This is a genomic window from Thioalkalivibrio sp. HK1 (assembly GCA_000583135.1).
GTDB lineage: Bacteria > Pseudomonadota > Gammaproteobacteria > HK1 > HK1 > HK1.
Genome location: JFBG01000016.1, coordinates 35,244 through 53,552, shown reverse-complemented (window position 1 = coordinate 53,552; position 18,309 = coordinate 35,244). Strand labels below are relative to the sequence as shown.

The window sequence follows — 18,309 nt, the reverse complement described above, 5'->3', positions numbered from 1 at the left end:
ATTGATCGACGCTCTCTTTATGCATAAGCGCCATGCAAGCGATTTGAAAGATCATGTCGGATCGATTCCGGCGCTGACCGGCCGACACTCGAACCCGGACGATTCCCTATCCGATGCCTTCTCAGCCTGTCGTCCCTTGCGCCAAACGCCTTGCAACCTTATTTCCCGATACAAAATCCGGAGAAAATTTCCGCCAGCAGATCCTCGGTGGCGAATGCCCCGGTGATTTCGGCCAAGGCATTTTGAGCGCTTCGCAATTCCTCGGCGCAGATTTCCCCGGCCTTGTCCTCCACCAATCGGGAGCGGGCTCGATCCAATGCCGCAAGGGCTTTTTCCAAGGCGCTGACATGACGGCGACGGGCCATGAAGGCATGCTCGAACCCGGCCGAATCGTCCGTCACTTTCTTTACGATCGCCTCTTCCAGATCGGCGATCCCCGCCCCGGTCAAAGCGGAAACCCTCACCACCGGCAACGGGGGGGCTCCCGACGCCGGATCCCTTGCCGCAGGATTACCATCCTTTGCCGAAGTCAATGAGGAATTCGAAGATGAATTCGAAAAGCGATCCTCGACCAGCCCCGGCTTCGATCCGCTGAGATCGATCTTGTTTCGAACCAATATCCCGGCACCTTTGCGAAACAATCGCTCGGGAAGAGCGAAAGATCCTTGGGGGAAAATATCGACCCCGAGACCGATCTTTCCCGGATCGCTCTTGATATCGTCCGTAATATCGCTCGTATCGTCGAAGACCAAAAGCGCCAGATCGGCATCTTCGAGCGCCGCCTGCGCCCGCTCCACCCCGATGCGTTCGACCGGATCTCGGGTTCGACGCAAACCGGCGGTATCTCGCACCTCGAAGGGAATGCCGGCGATCACCAAACGCTCGCGCACCGGATCCCGGGTGGTGCCGGGGATATCGGTGACGATCGCCGCCTCCGAGCGCGCCAATCGATTGAGCAGGCTTGACTTGCCGACATTCGGCGCTCCGGCGATCACCAATCTCACGCCTTCACGCAGCATCGCACCCTTGCCGGATTCGGCGAGGGTCGTCGCCAACGCTTGGCGCAGAGCATCCAAACGCCGGATGATTTCCGGATCGGCGAGGAGATCGAGCTCCTCTTCGGGGAAGTCGATCGCCGCCTCGATAAAGACCCGCAATGCCACCAACGCATCCCGATGCTCCCCGACCGTGCGAGAAAACTCACCACCTAACGAGCGTATCGCCGAACGGGCCGCGCTCTCCGAAGCGCTGTCGATCAAATCGGCAACCGCTTCCGCCTGCGCAAGATCGATCCGATCGTTGAGAAAGGCGCGCAGCGTGAATTCCCCGGCGCGGGCCGGTCGAGCGCCCAAATCGCATACACGATCGATCACCATCCTCGATACCACCGGTCCGCCGTGACCCTGGAGCTCCAACACATCCTCGCCGGTGAAGGAAGCCGGTGCCGGAAAAAAAAGAGCCAGCCCGTTATCGATCTCACCCCCTTCCCGATCGAGAAAACGAGCCCTGGTTGCCAACCTCGGCGAAGGCCTTCGCCCGATAATCCCCTCGGCGATGGCCACAACCTGCGGCCCCGATACCCGCACGATCGCCACCCCACCCCTTCCCGGGGGCGTGGCAACCGCCGCAATGGTGTCACCGACAACCGGTAGATTCATCTTCCAACGCTTCGCTGATCGCTCGATAGAGAATATGGATCATGGCTTTTAAGGAAGGGCCACCATGATGGCATGAAATGATAGCAAGGATATCTTTTTATTTTCATTAAATTCATCTATAGCATAAAACGATATATCACAAAGCGCTCGGAAAACAAAAGACCGGCCCTAAGGCCGGTCGAAAAAAGCAGTGATTCTTGTGAAACGGGTATTTATCTGCACTACAGTATCCCGGATGACTTTGCGATCGCGGCCAATAGCCCCGCTGATCCTCCCACGATACTGGAAATGATGATGGTCGTCCGAATCGTGGATTGAGCCAGTTTGGAATTCCCCTCCAACATCGCGACATGAATCTCGTGAATCCTATCTCGGGTCACCTCATCTCGCTTTCGGGCCTCCTCATCCAGTCTGCGGACATCCGCCGTGAGCTGCTTGATCGCATCCTCAATTCGCTCCAACCTCGCGTCTTCCATGTCGGTCTCCTTATCGTTGGCATCGTTTTACCTAGGATCCTCTCTCTTTTGGATCCTCTAGTCGAACATTGTACACCAAGTAATCCTTTGAGGGTCAAGAAATATCAAGAGAGCCAAGATTTTTTGCCGTCTCGAAACCGTTTATCATGGGGGCATCTCACCGAAGTCAGTGCGGTTATCAAATGATTCGAACCAATCTACCTTGACGATTGCCGCTCACTCTGTTTGTATTTTATTCTTGATCCATGGAATTATTTCAATGATATACTCCTTTTACGCATTGACATATATCGATCAATCGTGATTACTATAATATCGAATGATCATCCCGTAAATAAAAATCAATAACTCTTACAATTCGAATTCTCCGATATCATTCTCTTTTCTATTTTTGACAGTATAGATAACATATCTTTCACCCTCCCTCCTGAGGCGGATGTGAAAGCCCTCACCACCATCCGGGTATTTTGAAGAGTGCATATCTTTCGTTAGATTGTTTATATAGCTTACCGGTAAAAGAAAAGATTTTCGATTATCCAAACAACCAATAATATAAAAAGCATTGTCGGCCTCTTCCAATAAACGCATCTGATCGGTATTGTAGGTATACCAATATTGATTCAATCCAGATTCGTACAGCTTCGATACCGAGATAAAAAATCGCGTGCCATCGGGGTTGGTTTCAAAAAGGGATCTCCTCTTCCGTATGAGAGAGATACCATATTTCTTCTCGATTCTTCTAGCGATATCCATTTTGAATATCTTGATCCCCTCTTTATCGGAATCAATTTTATGATGTTTTTTATTTCGCTCTTCGTTCATATCTCTTTTGGCAATCCTTTTTTTGATCGGTTCATCTCTACCCTTGAAGAAATCAAACGCAACTGAAAGTATCCGATCGATGAGGGTGAATTCCCTCGGCTTGAATAAATCGACGATCTTTGATTTCAGATATTCATTCTCCGAGTTTTCAATGAATTCCAATGCTTTATACAAAGATTCAAATCCCACGATGCGCATATTCCAATGATGCCTCGATCCGCGAAGTTGGTTTTCGAGTGCAGTTGTGTCTTGTCGACCCACTACGATCAAGCATGTGGTATTTTGATCATCGATATTGGAATAATCGTTTCTCCAAGATGCAATTTTATCGAATTCGATGCTATTGCAATCTTTATCGTTCACCTCGACGATAAACGACCACCCATCACCAATCCAAATACCATCAGCGTTATCATGGCCGTATTCCATCTTCTCTTGATAATTACCGTATTGAATACCAAAGCCCATGCGCCTGCCTATCTCATTGACGATATCCTGAATTACAAATCCGCTACCGGAAAAACCATTCTCCAAGCACTGATTTGCATAAATTTTCAGATATTTCGTATCGATCGCTTTCAAAAACTCTCGCAATTCCTTGGAAGATTGTGTGCCATCCCCCAGATTACCATCTCCCGCCATGATAACGATCTGCTGGATTGTTTTGCTCAGCATATTCTGCCTATTCGTTTCCAAGTAATTCACCAATGACATGATACACCCCCGATTCCAAGGCAACGAGTGATTCTCTTCAAAGGAAGAAGGATAGCAGCAAAGGGTAGGCGATGAAGGACGGGACGGCGTCTCCGATGATTTTATGGAAATGCGCTCGCTTGAAGTTCAGGTCGATGGCGGCCTTCCAGTACCAATCGGGGAATCCCTGTACCCTTCCGGCTTCTCGGATATTGATTGTGCGTCTTTCCCTCGGATGAACGAATCGCCCCCGGCCCGGGCTTGAAAAGCCGGTGGTGATGGTGGTCATCGGCAATTTCCCCCGGATTCGGCCGTAGACCGCAGGGTAGGAATGCTCGACTCGATGGCATTCGGGTCGATTGGAGTTGGGGAGATCGTCGGTATCGTGATCGTGCAAATAATCTATTCGCTCCTTGTTTTCCGGTGAAAAATCCCCGACATCCTCCAAAATCGAGAGCGACGGCGGCAAAGGCTCCATATCCAAACAAGCCTCGTTAAAGGAAAGAGGGTTCACCTTCAGGTGCTCGCACGCCTTTTTCAGATTCGGCGCTCCTTTCTTGCCCGCCACCAGAAAATGCCGTTGTCGGCTTTGCGCCGTTCCGAAATCCGCGGCATTGAGAACCCTTTTCTCGATCTCGTAGCCGTGTCGCTCGAGAAGACGGGTGGTGATCTCCACTACATTCTCTTCGGCGACCTCGATGCTCCTGACGTTTTCGATGATGATCTTGGGAATGCCCAAAGCCACCGCGAAGGCGGGGACCGTGAAATAAAGAAGATTTCTGTTATCGAAGCCTCTGGTCTTGTTGTTGAGGTTCGAATGCCCTTGGCAAGGAGGACCGGCGATCAGGAGATCGACCTTTCCTTTGAACTGCGCGATCTGGGCATCGAGCATCGTCGGAGCGCTGATGAAATCGTCGAGCGCCCCGGAGCGATCGACATCGTAGCGCACCAGGTCTTCGACCGGTCGGCTGCGGGTGATCAAAGGAGAGAATGCCTTCTTGACCAAGCGCAGTGCCACCTCGTCGGTATCCACCGCACACAGCAGTCTTGCTTTGAACCCCAAGAATTCGGCGGCTCTTCGAATACCGAGAGATAGCCCGCCCCCGCCACAGAAAAGATCGATGAAATGCAATGTACCGGTTTTTTCGGTCAGCGCCTTCAAGGGGCGATCGCCCAACGCCGATACGAAAAAATCCGCCCGAAGAGAATTGTCGATGGTCTCGGGAAAAAGATCGAGGGTTCGAGGCAATGATGGCTGCCTGACCAAGGGGGCTTCTTCGACCTCCTCGACATAGAGCCTTTCACCGACTTTCAATTCCCGGCGAAGCCTTCCTGCGCTTTTTCTAAAACACAGACTCGGGTTGATTTCTTCGACCTGTTCGTCAGCTTCGGCGATTGCGTGCATCGTCAACCCTTATCGATCTTGGCAAGGGCCTCGGCACGAGCCTTTTCCCATAGGTATGCAAGGAGCTCCTTGTTTTCTTCGTAGGAAAGATGAGAAAAGGAGGCACTGGAAGTCCACTCCCGGATTTCCGGAATCAGTTGCGCGCGCAAATCATCCGTCCCGATGACATCCTTTCCTGATTCGTTATAGATCGTATCGAGGAAGGCCTTCACGAACTCTCTGTCGCTTCCGAATTCCTGACGCAGGATATGAGAACGCCAAACATCGCCGGATCCCAGTTTCGCATAATGATAGGGATCATCAAGGCTCGGATCGTACATCCGATGACCGCGCAGCCAAGCACGATAAAAATAGACCTCCTTGAGGTTTTTCGGGGTGGTGATACCCCAGTTCACCAGCTGATCGCTACCGCTGAATCTCCAATACAGAAAATTCCATAGACCTCCATTGACCGCAACATTGCTGAGCCACATCCAAAACTCGATCTGACTCAATTGAAAGGCGGTGGCGTGCTCGCTCAATGCTCGATGCACCGGCTCGACCACATCGGAATCGATATCCCCACCTTTGAATTTTATATTTCCGCCTTTATAACGCATCTTGATACGATCAAGGCTTTCGAGCATCTCTTGAATTTCGACATCCGAAAAGCAACTCCAATCGTCCGAACCGATATATTCCAATGATATTTTGGAAGGATCGTATTCTTCATGATGACGCATGGAGTTCCATACATCGTTGGCGGTCTCTCGATTGATGCTCGGTAACTTCATCATTTTCGATACCCTCCGAATTTGATCTTCTCCAGATTCGATGCGATCGAACCGAGCCTTTGTACGAACCTGTCGATTTCCGATATCGCTTTCAGTTGATCCTCCAAATCATCCCCTTGAATACGTCTTGCATACTCATCGAAATCCTGAGAATTCTCCGAAAATATATCTTTTATCTTTTGATGCAACGAATCATCTCCCGGCTCTTTATCCAAGTTTGCATAGCGCAATGTTTTTTCGATCAGATTGGAAACAATCCGATCCGTTATCAAGCGAATGCAAAACTCGCCGAAAGACTTGTTGTTTTCCAACCTTTTGAATTGATCTTTGAGATCGCTATTGACCCTGACTTCGAAACATTCGGTAGGGGATGAGTTGGATACCTCGAAAGATCTCCAATCTACAAAAAAGAGTAGGTCATTCTTTTCATCGTCGGAGAATTGAACATAATTTATTTCGAATAGCGCCTCGCTAGCGGTCGCTTTCACTTCGAATAGCGTTTCGGCGATAATCTGTGACTTGGACCATAGATAGCCGGACTCCGGCCTATCGGATTTCTCTTTCGATAGATAGCAACGAAGATTGAATCCCAGATAAAAACCGAGATCATCGTCTTTCAAGTCGATGCCGATTCTCTTGTTTTCGGAATCGTTTATCAAACTTGCCAATCGTATTTCATATATCTTTTTTCTGATCCCCAATCCTATATCTTCGAGTGTTATGAAAAGGGAAAAATCATCAGGATATTTTACCCCCCCCCCCCGAATTTTTTGGCGATGTTTTTCAAATTTTCGTCTATTTTATGTGCATTTTCACGGATTTTCTCGCAGTTTATCTCCAACACCGGTTTCAACTCGCTCTGAAAATCAAACCCGATGGATTCGCTGAAACTGAAATCATCGGCACTTTGCGCACTCTCTTCAGCCCTTGCGGAAAACGAAAAGATACCCTTGGCGAGCGATGATAAATCACCCGGGAAATCTTCCCGCCTCACCGAAAAGGAGCGTTTTTCGATATCAGCCATTTTGCTCTCCCGACTTTATCGATTCCGTTTCGCATTTGCATCGAACGAGATAGTTTTTATGCCCGGGGTTGTCTATCTCGATATCGAAAGCCAACGACTTGCCCTTCGAAAAGGGTCGCTGAATTAAAAGCCTCTCTTCGTCGGAAAGGACCTCCCCCGTTGCCTGATCTCGAACGATGAAATCCCGATGCCGAATCGGAATTTTTTTGGAATCACCGGCCAAGGATATCTGCGGTTTCAAGGTCAGTTCGAATTCTTCATCGGGGGTGTGCTCGCAATCCTCGATACGCAATCTCCAAAGGGATTTCTCCTCGGATCTTCCCCCGGACTGCAAACTCAAAGAGACTGGGTTGGATATTTTCTCGATACGCTCGTTTCCTTTGGATCCCGACAGGATATTTGCCAACAGGCGTGATAAAAGCCCGCCGTCGCTTCTGGTTTTCGGAACATCGGGCTGCAACGATTTTTGAAAGTCGCGAAAGTTTTTCATTAGCACCCGATTGGTTCGCTTGACCAATTCCTTTCCGACTTCTGGATATTGTTGCGCCAAGCGTCGGGAATCCTCGCTCCATTGCGAATGAGCGGCATTCTCCGCAATGCGAAGGTGATCTCTGATATCTTTATGCGCCACGAAAACTCCGATCGCCGGTTCGTATTGGTCGCTTCCCATCTTCACATAGTCGATCACCATTCCCGTACCCCTCATGATGGCGACCCGATTTCTCTTATTTCTCGTTTTCGAATCATCGTCATCGGAGTCGATTTCGCCTTCTTCGACGATGGTGGACTGAAAAGCGAAACTCCCGATGTAATAGCCTTGGTGTCGGGCCAGATTTCCTGTCCAGAGGGTCTGTTGCTTTAGCTTTTGAGCATTGCCGTCTCCGGCTTTTTTATAAAGATCGAGAAAGGGCAGAAGATCTTCTCGTTTAACCACCGAGGGGATGGTGGTTTTTTTATTTCTATCGATGAATCGAACATGCAATTGATTATCGTGCAGAGCGGGGAAATAATAATCCTCGATCGCCCGGATCAAGCCCTTCCAATCGAGATTGTCCATCAATATCAACACATCCGTCCCATGCTGTTTTTCCGATCGGCTCAAATCGACACCGAAGGCTTCGCCCAAGGAATTCCATAGATGCTCGGCTTTTTCGTTTTCGAAAGGACCGGCATCTTTTGTCGATTGGCGCTGTCCGATATAGGCATAGCCTCCGTACTTTCGACCTTTGAACTCATGCCTCGGATAAACGCCGGCACCCATCAATCGACGATATGCACCCTCGGTGGATTCGGTCTCCTTGAAAACAGAATGATAGATAACGGTGTTGATCGTGGAACTCTTGGCATAAGCGGTTTTGCCCAAACCATAGGAGCCGCCCGAATTATCGTCTCCGCCGGCTTTGTCATCCAAGTTGAGGGCATAGATCAGTCTGCTGAAATGATCTTCTATTTCGTAGCGATTCAGCGCTCCACCCAAGCCACAGGTGTTGTAATCTCGAATCAGCAAAGCACGCATCGGCTCCGGCGATAGAAAATTCTTCAAACTGTCGAAAAATCCAATATCCCCTTCGCCCTCGGAGAAGACTTTCAACCTAGGCTTCAAGCCATCTCGTATCTTCAATAAATCCAATATGCGATCTTTGTTCTCACCCTCGGCTCGCAGTTCTTGGAAAACGAGCCGCGTTACCTTTTTGATCTTGCTGCCGGCATCCATCGCGTTCTGGCCGCTTTCGCGAGCGGCGACTTCCTCGGGGGAAAAATCGCGGTGGTCGTAAGAATTAAGGAACGCTCCCGTATGAGTCGGATTCTTTCCTTCCATCACGTTCCATTCCCAAAATACCTCTTCGCTTTTCAATGCCATTTCCCGGCCCCCTTCTTGGGATGAGTGAGATCGGATGGATAGTATGAGGGGTCTTCGGTCGCTTCGACAAGTGGGGGGCGGGGGATCAGGTCGTGCCCACGATCTTCTTGGTGATCACCCATTGTTGGATGATCGAGAGTACGTTGTTGACGAACCAGTAAAGAACGAGTCCTGATGGGAAGAACAGGAAAAAGAAGGTGAACACGAAGGGCAGGGCCATCATGATCTTGGCTTGAATCGGATCCGGGGGCGATGGATTGAGCCTTTGTTGGATCAGCATCGTCAGCCCCATCAGGATCGGCAGCACGAAATAGGGATCGTGCTCGCTCAAATCCACCAGCCAGCCGATGAAGGGGGCTTGGCGTAGCTCCACGCTTTCGAGCAATACCCAATAAAGGGCGATGAAGACCGGTATCTGCACCAAGATGGGAAGACACCCCCCCAAGGGGTTGATCTTCTCTTCCCGGTAGAGGTTCATCATCTCCTGGTTCATGCGCTGGCGGTCGCTGGAGTAGCGATCGCGCAAGGCCGTGATTCGAGGCTGCAGCTTTCGCATTCTCGCCATCGAGCGATAACTCGTGGCCGAAAGGTGGAAAAACGCCAGCTTGATCAGGCACGTCAGGACGATGATGGAAAAACCCCAATTGCCGATATAGGTGTGGATCCAGCGCAGCAGCCAAAAGAGGGGCTCGGCGATCAGGGAAAGGAATCCGTAATCCACCGTCAAATTGAGGTTTTCCGCAACCGACTCCATGCGATCCTGGATTTTGGGTCCGGCATAAAGGGTTAAGGAGAAGGTCTCGCTCTGGCCGGGATCGACCGAGCGCGAGGGACCGACCACCCCGAGGGCGAATTTCCCGCCCGACAACTGCCTCGAATAATAGCGATTGGTATCTTGCGCCCCCGGCACCAAGGCCACGGTGAAATAGTGCTCGATCATCGCCGCCCAGCCACCGGCGACGTCTCGCTCCAAGTTATCTCTTTCCATATCGGAGAAATCGACTTTCTCGTAAGGATCTTGCGGGCCCGACAACACGCCTCCGGTATAGGTGTAGGTGCCGAAAAGCCCGCCGCCCCCGGAAGGCGGGCTACGCTGCATCTGCGCATAGAGGGCCGCTTTCCAAGGACCGTTTCCGGCATTGGTGACCTCGGTGCGCATTTCGATGGTGTAGGCGTTGCGCTCGAAGAGGTAGGTGCGAAGGTACTCGACACCATCGGCGGAGCGCCATCGAAGGGGGACTTCCAAGGAGCGAGCCTCGGGGGGAAGCTCGTAGAGGGTTCGATCGGATTCGAAAAGGGTATTGGAGTTCGGAAGTGCCTGATTCGGGTCGGCACCTTGGGCTCGGGCCATCCCCGATCGAACCGTGAAATAGCGATCCGGATCTCGATCGTCGAGCAATCGATAGGCTTCGTCCGGCCGGTCCACCGCAACCGGATAGCCGATCAGTTCGAGATGATCGATGGTGCCGCCTCGGGTGTCGATCTCGACCGAAAGGACATCGGTGATCACCCTGATCTTGGGCGAAGCGGTCTCGTCGGTGGATGAGATTGCGCTGACCTCGCCCGCCGCGGAAGGGATATCGCCTTCCGCCGAAGGGAGCACCGGCGGCGCGCTGGGGATATCGCTTTCGGTCTCGGGGACCCCGGCAACGCCATCGGGAGGCGAAACCTGCTGCGAGAGCGCTCCACCTGCACCCGACGCCGGACCGTAGTCGCGCTCCCAAGCATCCCAAAGCAGGAAGCCGAGCACGCCCAAGGTGAGGATCAAAATCATTCGAAGCTGGTCGACCGCCACCTTGGCACCTTCTCTTTATATAGCCGACTCGTTGCCGAGCCGAAGGGATATTTCACCGGATGCGTTCATCGAGCGGGACCCTCGCTTGGCGCTTTTCGCTCGCAAAGCCGAAAGAGCCGCCCGCTCCCACTTGACATCGAGCTGCGAACGCACTTTCGATCGCTCTTGCGTTCCCGCTTGGGCTTTGGCCAATACGACGAAATCGACGCCGCCCAAACGATGAGCGTGCTGGCGAAAGCTCTCCCGAATGCGGCGTTTGAGCCACTGCCGCTTGACGGCAAGGCGAATCCGACGACGACCGATCGCCATCCCGAGGCGCGGATGATCCAAGCCATTGGGCACAGCGATCATGGTAACCACCCCGGCATGAATACGCGCGCCATCGGCAAATACCCTCGAAAACTCCCGTGCCTTGCGCAAACGGAAGTCGGAGCCGAATCGATGGGAAGCCGATTTGGGGGCCGGCCGATTGGCCGAGGTGTCTTTGGATTCAGGCACAAAGGCGGGCGCGGCCCTTGGCTCGACGGGCGCTCAAAATGCGCCGACCCGCACGGGTCGCCATTCTGGCGCGAAAGCCGTGTTTGCGTTTGCGCTTGAGATTGCTCGGCTGATAGGTGCGCTTCATGATGTGGATATCTCCGATGTCTTGCGATATACGCTGTATGCCATCGGGGGAATTCTACGATATCTCGATGTCCCGGGGACCGATGGTTCGATTTTGAATGGCTCGAGGAAAAAACCGCCGGTGTGATCCCCGCTGCGGTCCGGGGCATTGGAAGTTGGAACCTTAGGACTCCACGAGCGTTGGACCGGTTCCCCGAAGACGGTGAATTGTGCATCCGAAACGAAAGATCTGTCAATGCCGAGGGAGGACATCATAGAAATCACCGCTTGAGCAAGTACCTGCCATCGGGGGGCGATGAGGGGCTGAATCGGCGGGTATACTTAACGCCCTGCCGATTCGAAGTTCTTCTCGCCTCGATGGTCGAAGGCAATCGATCGACCGAGCGGTCATTATCGACATCGGCTACCCTTCGTGCCTTGCGGCATCGTCATCGCCGAGCGCCGATAAGGATGTGGCGGGAAGGACTTCTCGGCATCGGCGAAAGAAATACGGTGGATAGCATTGAATGCGCGAAAAAAACCTCTTCGATCGAATCTCGAACCATCATCACTTCGAATCCAATGAATCAATCAGCGGAGCCTGAACGGTGAGCGAGGCCGTCTGGAAGTCTTGCCTGGATCGCCTCGAAGGCGATCTGACGCCGCAGGACTTCAATACCTACATCGGCTCCTTGCAGGCGGTGGTGGAGAACGGCGTCTTGCGTCTTTTCGCCCCCAATCGCTATATTCGGGACGAGGTCGAAAAGAACTTCGTCTCGTGTATCGAAAGCGCCCTCGAACGAGTCGGCTCCGGCGATGACGAAGGGGGATCCCAAGGGGTGGAAAGGGTCGTCGTGGAAGTCGGCAACCCCTCGCAAAAAACCGAAAGGCCTGCGGAAAACACCCGAACTTCCGTGCAAAGACCGGCCGCGATCGATCCGAACAGCGGCCTGCAAGCGACTTTCACCTTCGAGAATTTCGTAACCGGCTACTCCAATCAGATCGCCTCGGCGGCATCGAAGCAGGCGGCGGACAATCCGGACGATCCGAACTGCAATATCCTGTTCATCTACGGCGGTGTGGGGCTGGGAAAAACCCACCTGATGCACGCGATCGGCAACCATCTCCTGCAAGGAAAAAGCTCGGAGGTGATCTATCGCCATTCCGAGCAGTTCGTCAACGAGATGGTTTCGGCGATCCAGCGTAAATGCATCGGCGAATTCGCGAAGTTCTACCGCTCGGTGGACGCCCTGCTCATCGACGATGTCCAGTTTTTCGCGGGAAAGGAGCGCTCCCAAGCCGAGTTCTTTCATACGCTGAACGCTCTGTTCGAGCGCAAAAGACTCGTGGTGCTGAGCTGCGATCGCTATCCCAAGGAAATCGATGGCATCGAAGAGCGATTGCAGTCGAGGTTTTCCGGCTCCGGTCTACCGGTTTTCATCGAGCCTCCCGATCGAGAGATGCGCGCCGAGATTCTGTATAAAAAGGCGCTTGCCCAAGGTATCGATCTCCCGGTTGCCGTTCAAGATTGGATGGCGAAGGAGGTCCACTCGAATGTGCGCGATCTGGAAGGGGCGCTGAATCGAGTCATCGCCACCGCCCGCTTCATGAAGCGCGAACTCACCGTCGATCTCGCCAAGGAGGCGCTGCGGGACCTGCTGGCCTCCCAAGGGCGGCGAGCGTCGATCGAGAATATCCAAAGCGTGGCCGCCAGTCGGCTGGGGATTCGGGTCGCCGATATCAAATCGAGAAAGAAAACGCGTCCGATCACCCGCTGCCGACAAATCGCGATGGCCCTCGCAAGAGAGCTCACGGAACACAGCCTGCCGGAAATCGGAGATGCCTTCGGTGGTCGGGATCACACCACCGTTTTGCATGCCTGTCGAAAAATCAAGGAACTGCGAGCGACGGATCCGAAGGTCAACGACGACTACCGGATGCTGCTTCGCCAATTGACCTCGTGAGCCCCAGTCCTTCGATCGGGGATATGAACACCCCTGTGGGATGGCTGTGGGCAATGGCTTGGACAGCGAAGTGCATCGAGATCCGTCCACGAATCTTCCCTTGCTCATCCACAGGGAAATCACCTCTCGTCAACCGAGATAACTTCGATGCAAGTGACTGATTTTCAATGGAAAAAGGTCTTTGTGCAGAAAAAAGGCCTTACCGATAACGATGACGATCGAGGATTAAGATCATGAAATTCACCATCGACAGGGATACGCTGCAAAAGCGGTTGACGAATGTGCAAGGGGCGGTCGATCGTCATCCTCAGCTACCGATCCTGATGAATCTCCTGGTGCAGGCGAAAGACGGAACCTTGTTTTTCACGGGCACCGATTTGGAGCTCGAGATCGAAACGAGTGTCGCCCTCGACGAGATCGAAACCGGAAGCGTGACGGTACCGGCTCGGAAATTCATCGATATTTGCAATGCCCTGCCCGAGCAGGCGATCGTGGATTTCAATCTCGACGATGACAAGGTCGTCGTGAGTTCGGGGAGAAGTCGCTTCACCTTGAGCACGATGGACTCGAGTCAGTTCCCGACGGTCGACGAAATCGGCGATGCGACGAGTTTCACCGTCTCCGCCACCGCCTTCAAAGGCCTGCTGACCCGCACCCGCTTTGCGATGGCCAACCAGGATGTTCGCTACTACCTCAACGGCATGCTGCTCGATATCGCCCCGCAGCGTATCCGTGCCGTGGCCACCGACGGCCATCGTCTGGCGCTATCCCAAATTCAAACCGTTACCGGAGTGGACGAGGCCAAATCGGTGATCGTTCCTCGCAAAGGGATCGGTGAAATCTCTCGCCTGATCGGTTCTCGGGAAGGGGAGATCGGCATTCGGGTGGGGAGCAATGCGATTGCCATCGATATCGAGGATATCCGATTCACCAGCAAACTGATCGAGGGTCGATATCCCGATTACGGGCGCGTGATTCCGGATGCCTCCAAATGCGACAAGAAAATCAAGGTGGATCGACAGACCTTTCGCCAGTGCTTGGAAAGGGTGGCGGTTCTCTCTCGCGACAAGGCGCGAGCGGTATGGATGAACTTCGGTAGCGGGATTTTGAAATTCAAGACCGAGGAGACGGTCGAGCGGGAAGTGGCCGAAGACGAGATGGAGATCGATTACGATGGACCCGAGTTCAAGATCGGCTTCAATATCGGCTATATCCTTGATTCTCTTTCGGAAATTCAAGACGATCATGTGGATATCTTTCTCACCGATGCCACCAGCAGCTGCCTGATACAGCCGCATGACGATACCGATTCGCAGTATGTCGTGATGCCGATGCGTATTTAGGCCTTTTCGCCTCGGGATATCGTTGTCGTCGAGGGATCCGAGTCGATATCCTGTCGATATCGGCTCGAAGCATTCTTGATGGGGGCGAAAGACGGATCGATTCCAAATTCCTTGGAATCCGCCGAGCGGTCTTTGGGTATCCATCCAAGCCAGCCATCGGGATCGGCCTTGAAAGCCGGTGCGTGGCGGGGTTTCTCACCGAGACTCGTCGCTATCGCTCTTTATCCTTCGAGGCCGGTTTGACGGGTCGATTATGCGAGTCGTTTCCTTGGAAGTCGGCAATCTACGCATCATCGCCGATATTTCGATCGAACCGTCGCCGGCGTTGAATCTCATCAGCGGCCCGAACGGCAGCGGTAAATCGAGTCTCCTCGAGGCTTTGCATATTTTGGGATCGGGGCGCTCCTTTCGCTCCCATCGACTGCGCGATGTGGTGCGAAGGGAGAGCGACAGTCTGCGCGTGGTGGGTCGCACCCTTGGCGACGACGGCCTTGTCGATGTTACCGGTATCGAATATTCCCGAGACGGCCTTCGGATTCGCCGAGGAGGAAATACGCTCAAAGCCGCATCCGATCTCGCCCGCACCCTGCCGATCGTGGCCGTGACCCCCGATTCCTATCGCTTGGTGACGGATGGTGCGGATATCCGCCGCCGAATCATCGACCGCTTGTTGTTTCACATGGAACCATCCAGTTTGGGGGTGCATCAGCGTTATCGCAAGGCATTGCGCCAGCGCAACGCCGCGATTCGGGGCGATCCCGCTTCGCAAGGGTTGAGTGGATGGAGCAAGGAATTGGCGATCGCCGGGAGCGAGTTGACGGAAATCAGAATGCGGCACGCCGAACGCATTTTGCCGCTGATGGTCGATAACGTCTCTCGTTTCGTCGGGCGGCGGATGAAGATTCGCTTCTACCCGGGCTGGGATTCGGCGATCTCTCTCGAGGATGCCTACGAAAGGACTTTGGCGGCGGATCGAATGCGAGGCTATACCGCGCTCGGCCCTCATCGCGCCGATTTGAAATTCAGTATCGACGGGCATTCCGTTCGGCAGACGCTTTCTCGAGGCGAGACCAAGCTCTTCGTGATGGCCATTGCGGTGACTCAGGTGCACGATATCGCGGAATCGGTCGGGTCGCCGCCGATGGTGCTGGTGGACGATTTGGCCTCGGAGCTCGATATCGCCGGCCGCAATCGCTGTCTCGGGGAACTGCGCGAGACCGGGGCCCAGCTGTTTTTGACCGAAATCCCGGGCAGCGATCCCCTCGCCGTCGGACAGGATTCATCCGCTCGGGTGTTTCATGTGAAACATGGGCAGGTCGGTGGGTGATAGAATCTCACAGGATCATCCCGGGATTTTCCCGCATTCGGATAGGTATGCATCAAAGTGATCGAACAACGAGAGAGAGAGTACGATTCTTCCAGCATAAAGGTTCTAAAAGGTCTGGATGCGGTCAAAAAGCGTCCGGGGATGTATATCGGAGATACCGATGACGGAACCGGTCTCCACCACATGGTCTTCGAGGTCGTCGACAACGCCGTCGATGAATCCCTCGCCGGCTATTGCACCGATATCGAGGTGACGATCCACCAGGACGAATCGATCACCGTCACCGATAACGGCCGCGGGATTCCGGTGGACCGCCACGAAGAGGAAGGTCGCCCGGCGGCCGAGGTCATCATGACCGTCCTTCATGCGGGCGGAAAATTCGATGACAACTCCTACAAGGTCTCCGGCGGATTGCACGGAGTCGGGGTCTCGGTGGTCAATGCCCTTTCCGAACGCCTCGAGCTCGTGATTCATCGCGATCGGAAGACCCATCGACAAATCTATCGCTACGGTCGCCCCGAGACCGATCTCGAAGTCGTCGGCGAGACCGCAAAAAGGGGGACGGAAATTCGTTTCACCCCCGACCCCGATATTTTCACCAATATCGAATTCCACTACGATATCCTCGCTCGGCGCCTGCGCGAGCTCTCCTTTCTCAACTCCGGGGTGAGGGTCCGCTTGGTTGACGAGCGCAGCGGAAAGCGGGATACCTTCGAGTATCAAGGGGGTATACGGGCCTTCGTCGAGCACCTCAATCGCAACAAGACCCCGGTTCATCCCGATGCTTTGAGCATCGGGGCCGAGCGCAATGACATCCAGATCGACCTGTCGATGCAGTGGAACGACGGCTATCAGGAAAATATCTTTTGCTATACCAACAATATCCCGCAGCGGGACGGCGGCACCCATCTGGCCGGTTTTCGCTCGGCGTTGACCCGCACCCTCAATCAATATATGGATGCCAACGGCTTGGCGCAAAAAGCGAAGGTGGAGCCGAGCGGCGAGGATGTGCGCGAGGGGTTGACGGCGGTGCTTTCGGTCAAGGTCCCGGATCCGAAATTCTCGTCCCAGACCAAGGATAAATTGGTCTCATCCGAGGTCAAGTCGGCGGTCGAATCCGCGGTCGGCGAGAAACTTTCGGAATTTCTGCTCGAATCCCCGGCCGCGGCTCGGGCGATCGCGGGCAAGATCATCGATGCCGCTCGCGCCAGAGAGGCGGCGCGCAAGGCCCGGGAAATGACCCGCCGCAAGACCGCCCTCGATATCGCGGGATTGCCCGGGAAGCTGGCCGATTGTCAGGAAAAGGATCCGAGTCTTTCCGAGCTCTTCGTCGTCGAGGGGGATTCGGCGGGGGGATCGGCCAAACAGGGCCGCGATCGGCGTTTCCAAGCCATCCTTCCGATCAAGGGCAAGATACTCAATGTCGAGCGGGCTCGTTTCGACAAGATGCTCTCCTCGGCCGAGGTGGGAACGTTGATCACCGCTCTTGGCTGCGGTATCGGTCGGGACGAATACGATCCGGGAAAACTGCGTTATCACCGCATCATCTTGATGACCGATGCCGATGTCGACGGCTCTCATATCCGTACCCTCTTGCTGACTTTCTTCTATCGTCAGATGCCGGAGCTGATCGAACGCGGCTACGTCTACATCGCCCAGCCGCCGCTTTACAAGGCGCATAAGGGCAAGATGGAGCGCTATATCAAGGACGAAGCCGAGCTGGACGCTTTTTTCATGGAATCGGCGCTTGTCGATGCGAGCATTCGCATTCGAGCGAGCGAAGCAGGCGATGGGGCATCGGACGATCTGATCGAAGGCGAGCGGGTGGAGGATCTATCCCGGCAATATCTGCACCGCAACACGATCATCAAGCGTCTTTCCCGTCGCATCATGCCCGAGGTGATCGATGCGATGATGCACATCCCCGGCCCCGATCTCGTCGATGGGACGAAGGCTTGGCAGGATTGGGTGGATGCCCTCGAGCGCAAGGCCTCGGATTTTCTGCACGAGCGGGATCGGGTGCGGATTCGCATCGATAGCGAGCCTTCGAAGGATGAGGAAAGCGAAGGCGATTTCTCGCTCCACATCGTCACCGTGATCAACGGGGCGGAATCGGAGCGTCGTTTGGGCACCGAATTCTTTCGCTCGGCGGAATATCGGGATTTGATCCGACTCGGGATGCGCATCGATGCCCCGCTGGAGCGGGCGGTGGTGCGCAAGGGAGAGAAGGAGCGTCCGGTCGTCAATGTGCGCGAGGCCTTCGATTGGCTCCTCGGCGAAGCCCGCCGCGGTATGCACATGCAGCGCTACAAGGGTTTGGGCGAGATGAACCCGGATCAGCTGTGGGAAACCACGATGGATCCTCAAACCCGCCGCCTGCTCAAGGTGCGGATCGAGGACGGGGTGGCGGCGGATGAACTGTTCACCACGCTGATGGGGGATCATGTAGAGCCGCGGCGGGAATTCATCGAAGAAAACGCATTGACGGTCGCCAATCTGGATGCCTGATCCGGCCGGATCCGATCCGGTTCGACGATACTCGAAACGCTCGCCGCCCGCTTGGGT

Annotated in this window: 15 protein-coding genes; 4 read left to right on the top strand and 11 right to left on the bottom strand. The window is 54.0% G+C overall.

The genetic code is table 11. The annotated features are described in order from the left end of the window. Positions 1–158: 158 nt before the first annotated feature. From mnmE to rpmH, 11 genes are all read right to left on the bottom strand, one after another. A complete protein-coding gene (gene mnmE, locus BF99_RS0106060; RefSeq protein WP_025770165.1) occupies positions 159–1,658 on the bottom strand; it encodes a tRNA uridine-5-carboxymethylaminomethyl(34) synthesis GTPase MnmE in 1,500 nt (499 codons plus the stop codon). 221 nt (positions 1,659–1,879) lie between these two features. Next, a complete protein-coding gene (locus tag BF99_RS0106055) occupies positions 1,880–2,134 on the bottom strand; it encodes a hypothetical protein (RefSeq protein ID WP_025770164.1) in 255 nt (84 codons plus the stop codon). Between the two features lie 351 nt (positions 2,135–2,485). Next, complete coding sequence (locus BF99_RS0106050) at positions 2,486–3,631, bottom strand: hypothetical protein (RefSeq protein WP_156013184.1); 1,146 nt, start codon at positions 3,629–3,631, stop codon at positions 2,486–2,488. Between the two features lie 76 nt (positions 3,632–3,707). Continuing rightward, positions 3,708–5,054, bottom strand: a complete 1,347-nt coding sequence (locus BF99_RS20315) for a DNA cytosine methyltransferase (RefSeq protein ID WP_025770162.1) — start codon at positions 5,052–5,054, stop codon at positions 3,708–3,710. Positions 5,055–5,056: 2 nt separating this feature from the next. Then, entirely contained in the window at positions 5,057–5,830 is a 774-nt protein-coding gene (locus BF99_RS0106040) for a DUF6339 family protein (RefSeq protein WP_025770161.1), read from the bottom strand. Then, on the bottom strand, positions 5,827–6,486 hold the full coding sequence (locus tag BF99_RS0106035) for a hypothetical protein (RefSeq protein ID WP_156013183.1): 660 nt from the start codon (positions 6,484–6,486) through the stop codon (positions 5,827–5,829). The genes BF99_RS0106040 and BF99_RS0106035 overlap by 4 nt, the downstream gene beginning before the upstream one ends. Positions 6,487–6,575: 89 nt before the next feature. Continuing rightward, positions 6,576–6,851, bottom strand: a complete 276-nt coding sequence (locus BF99_RS0106030) for a hypothetical protein (RefSeq protein WP_025770159.1) — start codon at positions 6,849–6,851, stop codon at positions 6,576–6,578. Next, positions 6,844–8,712 carry a hypothetical protein gene (locus BF99_RS0106025; protein ID WP_025770158.1) on the bottom strand — a complete coding sequence of 623 codons (1,869 nt, stop codon included), beginning with the start codon at positions 8,710–8,712 and terminating at the stop codon, positions 6,844–6,846. Before BF99_RS0106025 ends, BF99_RS0106030 begins: the two co-directional genes overlap by 8 nt. 85 nt (positions 8,713–8,797) lie before the next feature. Continuing rightward, positions 8,798–10,507, bottom strand: a complete 1,710-nt coding sequence (gene yidC, locus BF99_RS0106020; protein WP_306699600.1) for a membrane protein insertase YidC — start codon at positions 10,505–10,507, stop codon at positions 8,798–8,800. A gap of 15 nt (positions 10,508–10,522) precedes the next feature. Beyond that, positions 10,523–11,005 carry a ribonuclease P protein component gene (gene rnpA, locus BF99_RS0106015; RefSeq protein WP_081759129.1) on the bottom strand — a complete coding sequence of 161 codons (483 nt, stop codon included), beginning with the start codon at positions 11,003–11,005 and terminating at the stop codon, positions 10,523–10,525. Next, on the bottom strand, positions 10,998–11,132 hold the full coding sequence (gene rpmH, locus BF99_RS22410) for a 50S ribosomal protein L34 (protein ID WP_081759128.1): 135 nt from the start codon (positions 11,130–11,132) through the stop codon (positions 10,998–11,000). Before rpmH ends, rnpA begins: the two co-directional genes overlap by 8 nt. A gap of 586 nt (positions 11,133–11,718) precedes the next feature. Here rpmH and dnaA point away from each other — a divergent pair. The 4 genes from dnaA (at position 11,719) to gyrB (ending at position 18,252) form a co-directional block, all read left to right on the top strand. Then, positions 11,719–13,074: a chromosomal replication initiator protein DnaA gene (gene dnaA, locus BF99_RS0106000; RefSeq protein WP_025770153.1), complete on the top strand. Its 1,356-nt coding sequence runs from the start codon at positions 11,719–11,721 to the stop codon at positions 13,072–13,074. Between the two features lie 233 nt (positions 13,075–13,307). After that, positions 13,308–14,417, top strand: coding sequence for a DNA polymerase III subunit beta (dnaN, locus tag BF99_RS0105995; RefSeq protein WP_025770152.1), 1,110 nt, complete (start codon positions 13,308–13,310; stop codon positions 14,415–14,417). A gap of 253 nt (positions 14,418–14,670) precedes the next feature. Continuing rightward, positions 14,671–15,744, top strand: coding sequence for a DNA replication/repair protein RecF (gene recF / locus BF99_RS0105990; protein ID WP_025770151.1), 1,074 nt, complete (start codon positions 14,671–14,673; stop codon positions 15,742–15,744). Between the two features lie 57 nt (positions 15,745–15,801). Continuing rightward, positions 15,802–18,252, top strand: a complete 2,451-nt coding sequence (gene gyrB / locus BF99_RS0105985; protein WP_025770150.1) for a DNA topoisomerase (ATP-hydrolyzing) subunit B — start codon at positions 15,802–15,804, stop codon at positions 18,250–18,252. Positions 18,253–18,309 lie beyond the last annotated feature (57 nt).

Excerpts from the sequence above, each read along its gene's own strand:
- BF99_RS0106050 (WP_156013184.1), bottom strand. The coding sequence starts at position 3,631 with ATGCTGAGCAAAACAATCCAGCAGATCGTTATCATGGCGGGAGATGGT.
- BF99_RS0106055 (WP_025770164.1), bottom strand. The coding sequence starts at position 2,134 with ATGGAAGACGCGAGGTTGGAGCGAATTGAGGATGCGATCAAGCAGCTC.
- mnmE (WP_025770165.1), bottom strand. The coding sequence starts at position 1,658 with ATGAATCTACCGGTTGTCGGTGACACCATTGCGGCGGTTGCCACGCCC.
- BF99_RS0106025 (WP_025770158.1), bottom strand. The coding sequence starts at position 8,712 with ATGGCATTGAAAAGCGAAGAGGTATTTTGGGAATGGAACGTGATGGAA.
- dnaN (WP_025770152.1), top strand. The coding sequence starts at position 13,308 with ATGAAATTCACCATCGACAGGGATACGCTGCAAAAGCGGTTGACGAAT.
- rpmH (WP_081759128.1), bottom strand. The coding sequence starts at position 11,132 with ATGAAGCGCACCTATCAGCCGAGCAATCTCAAGCGCAAACGCAAACAC.
- BF99_RS20315 (WP_025770162.1), bottom strand. The coding sequence starts at position 5,054 with ATGCACGCAATCGCCGAAGCTGACGAACAGGTCGAAGAAATCAACCCG.
- BF99_RS0106040 (WP_025770161.1), bottom strand. The coding sequence starts at position 5,830 with ATGATGAAGTTACCGAGCATCAATCGAGAGACCGCCAACGATGTATGG.
- BF99_RS0106030 (WP_025770159.1), bottom strand. The coding sequence starts at position 6,851 with ATGGCTGATATCGAAAAACGCTCCTTTTCGGTGAGGCGGGAAGATTTC.
- recF (WP_025770151.1), top strand. The coding sequence starts at position 14,671 with ATGCGAGTCGTTTCCTTGGAAGTCGGCAATCTACGCATCATCGCCGAT.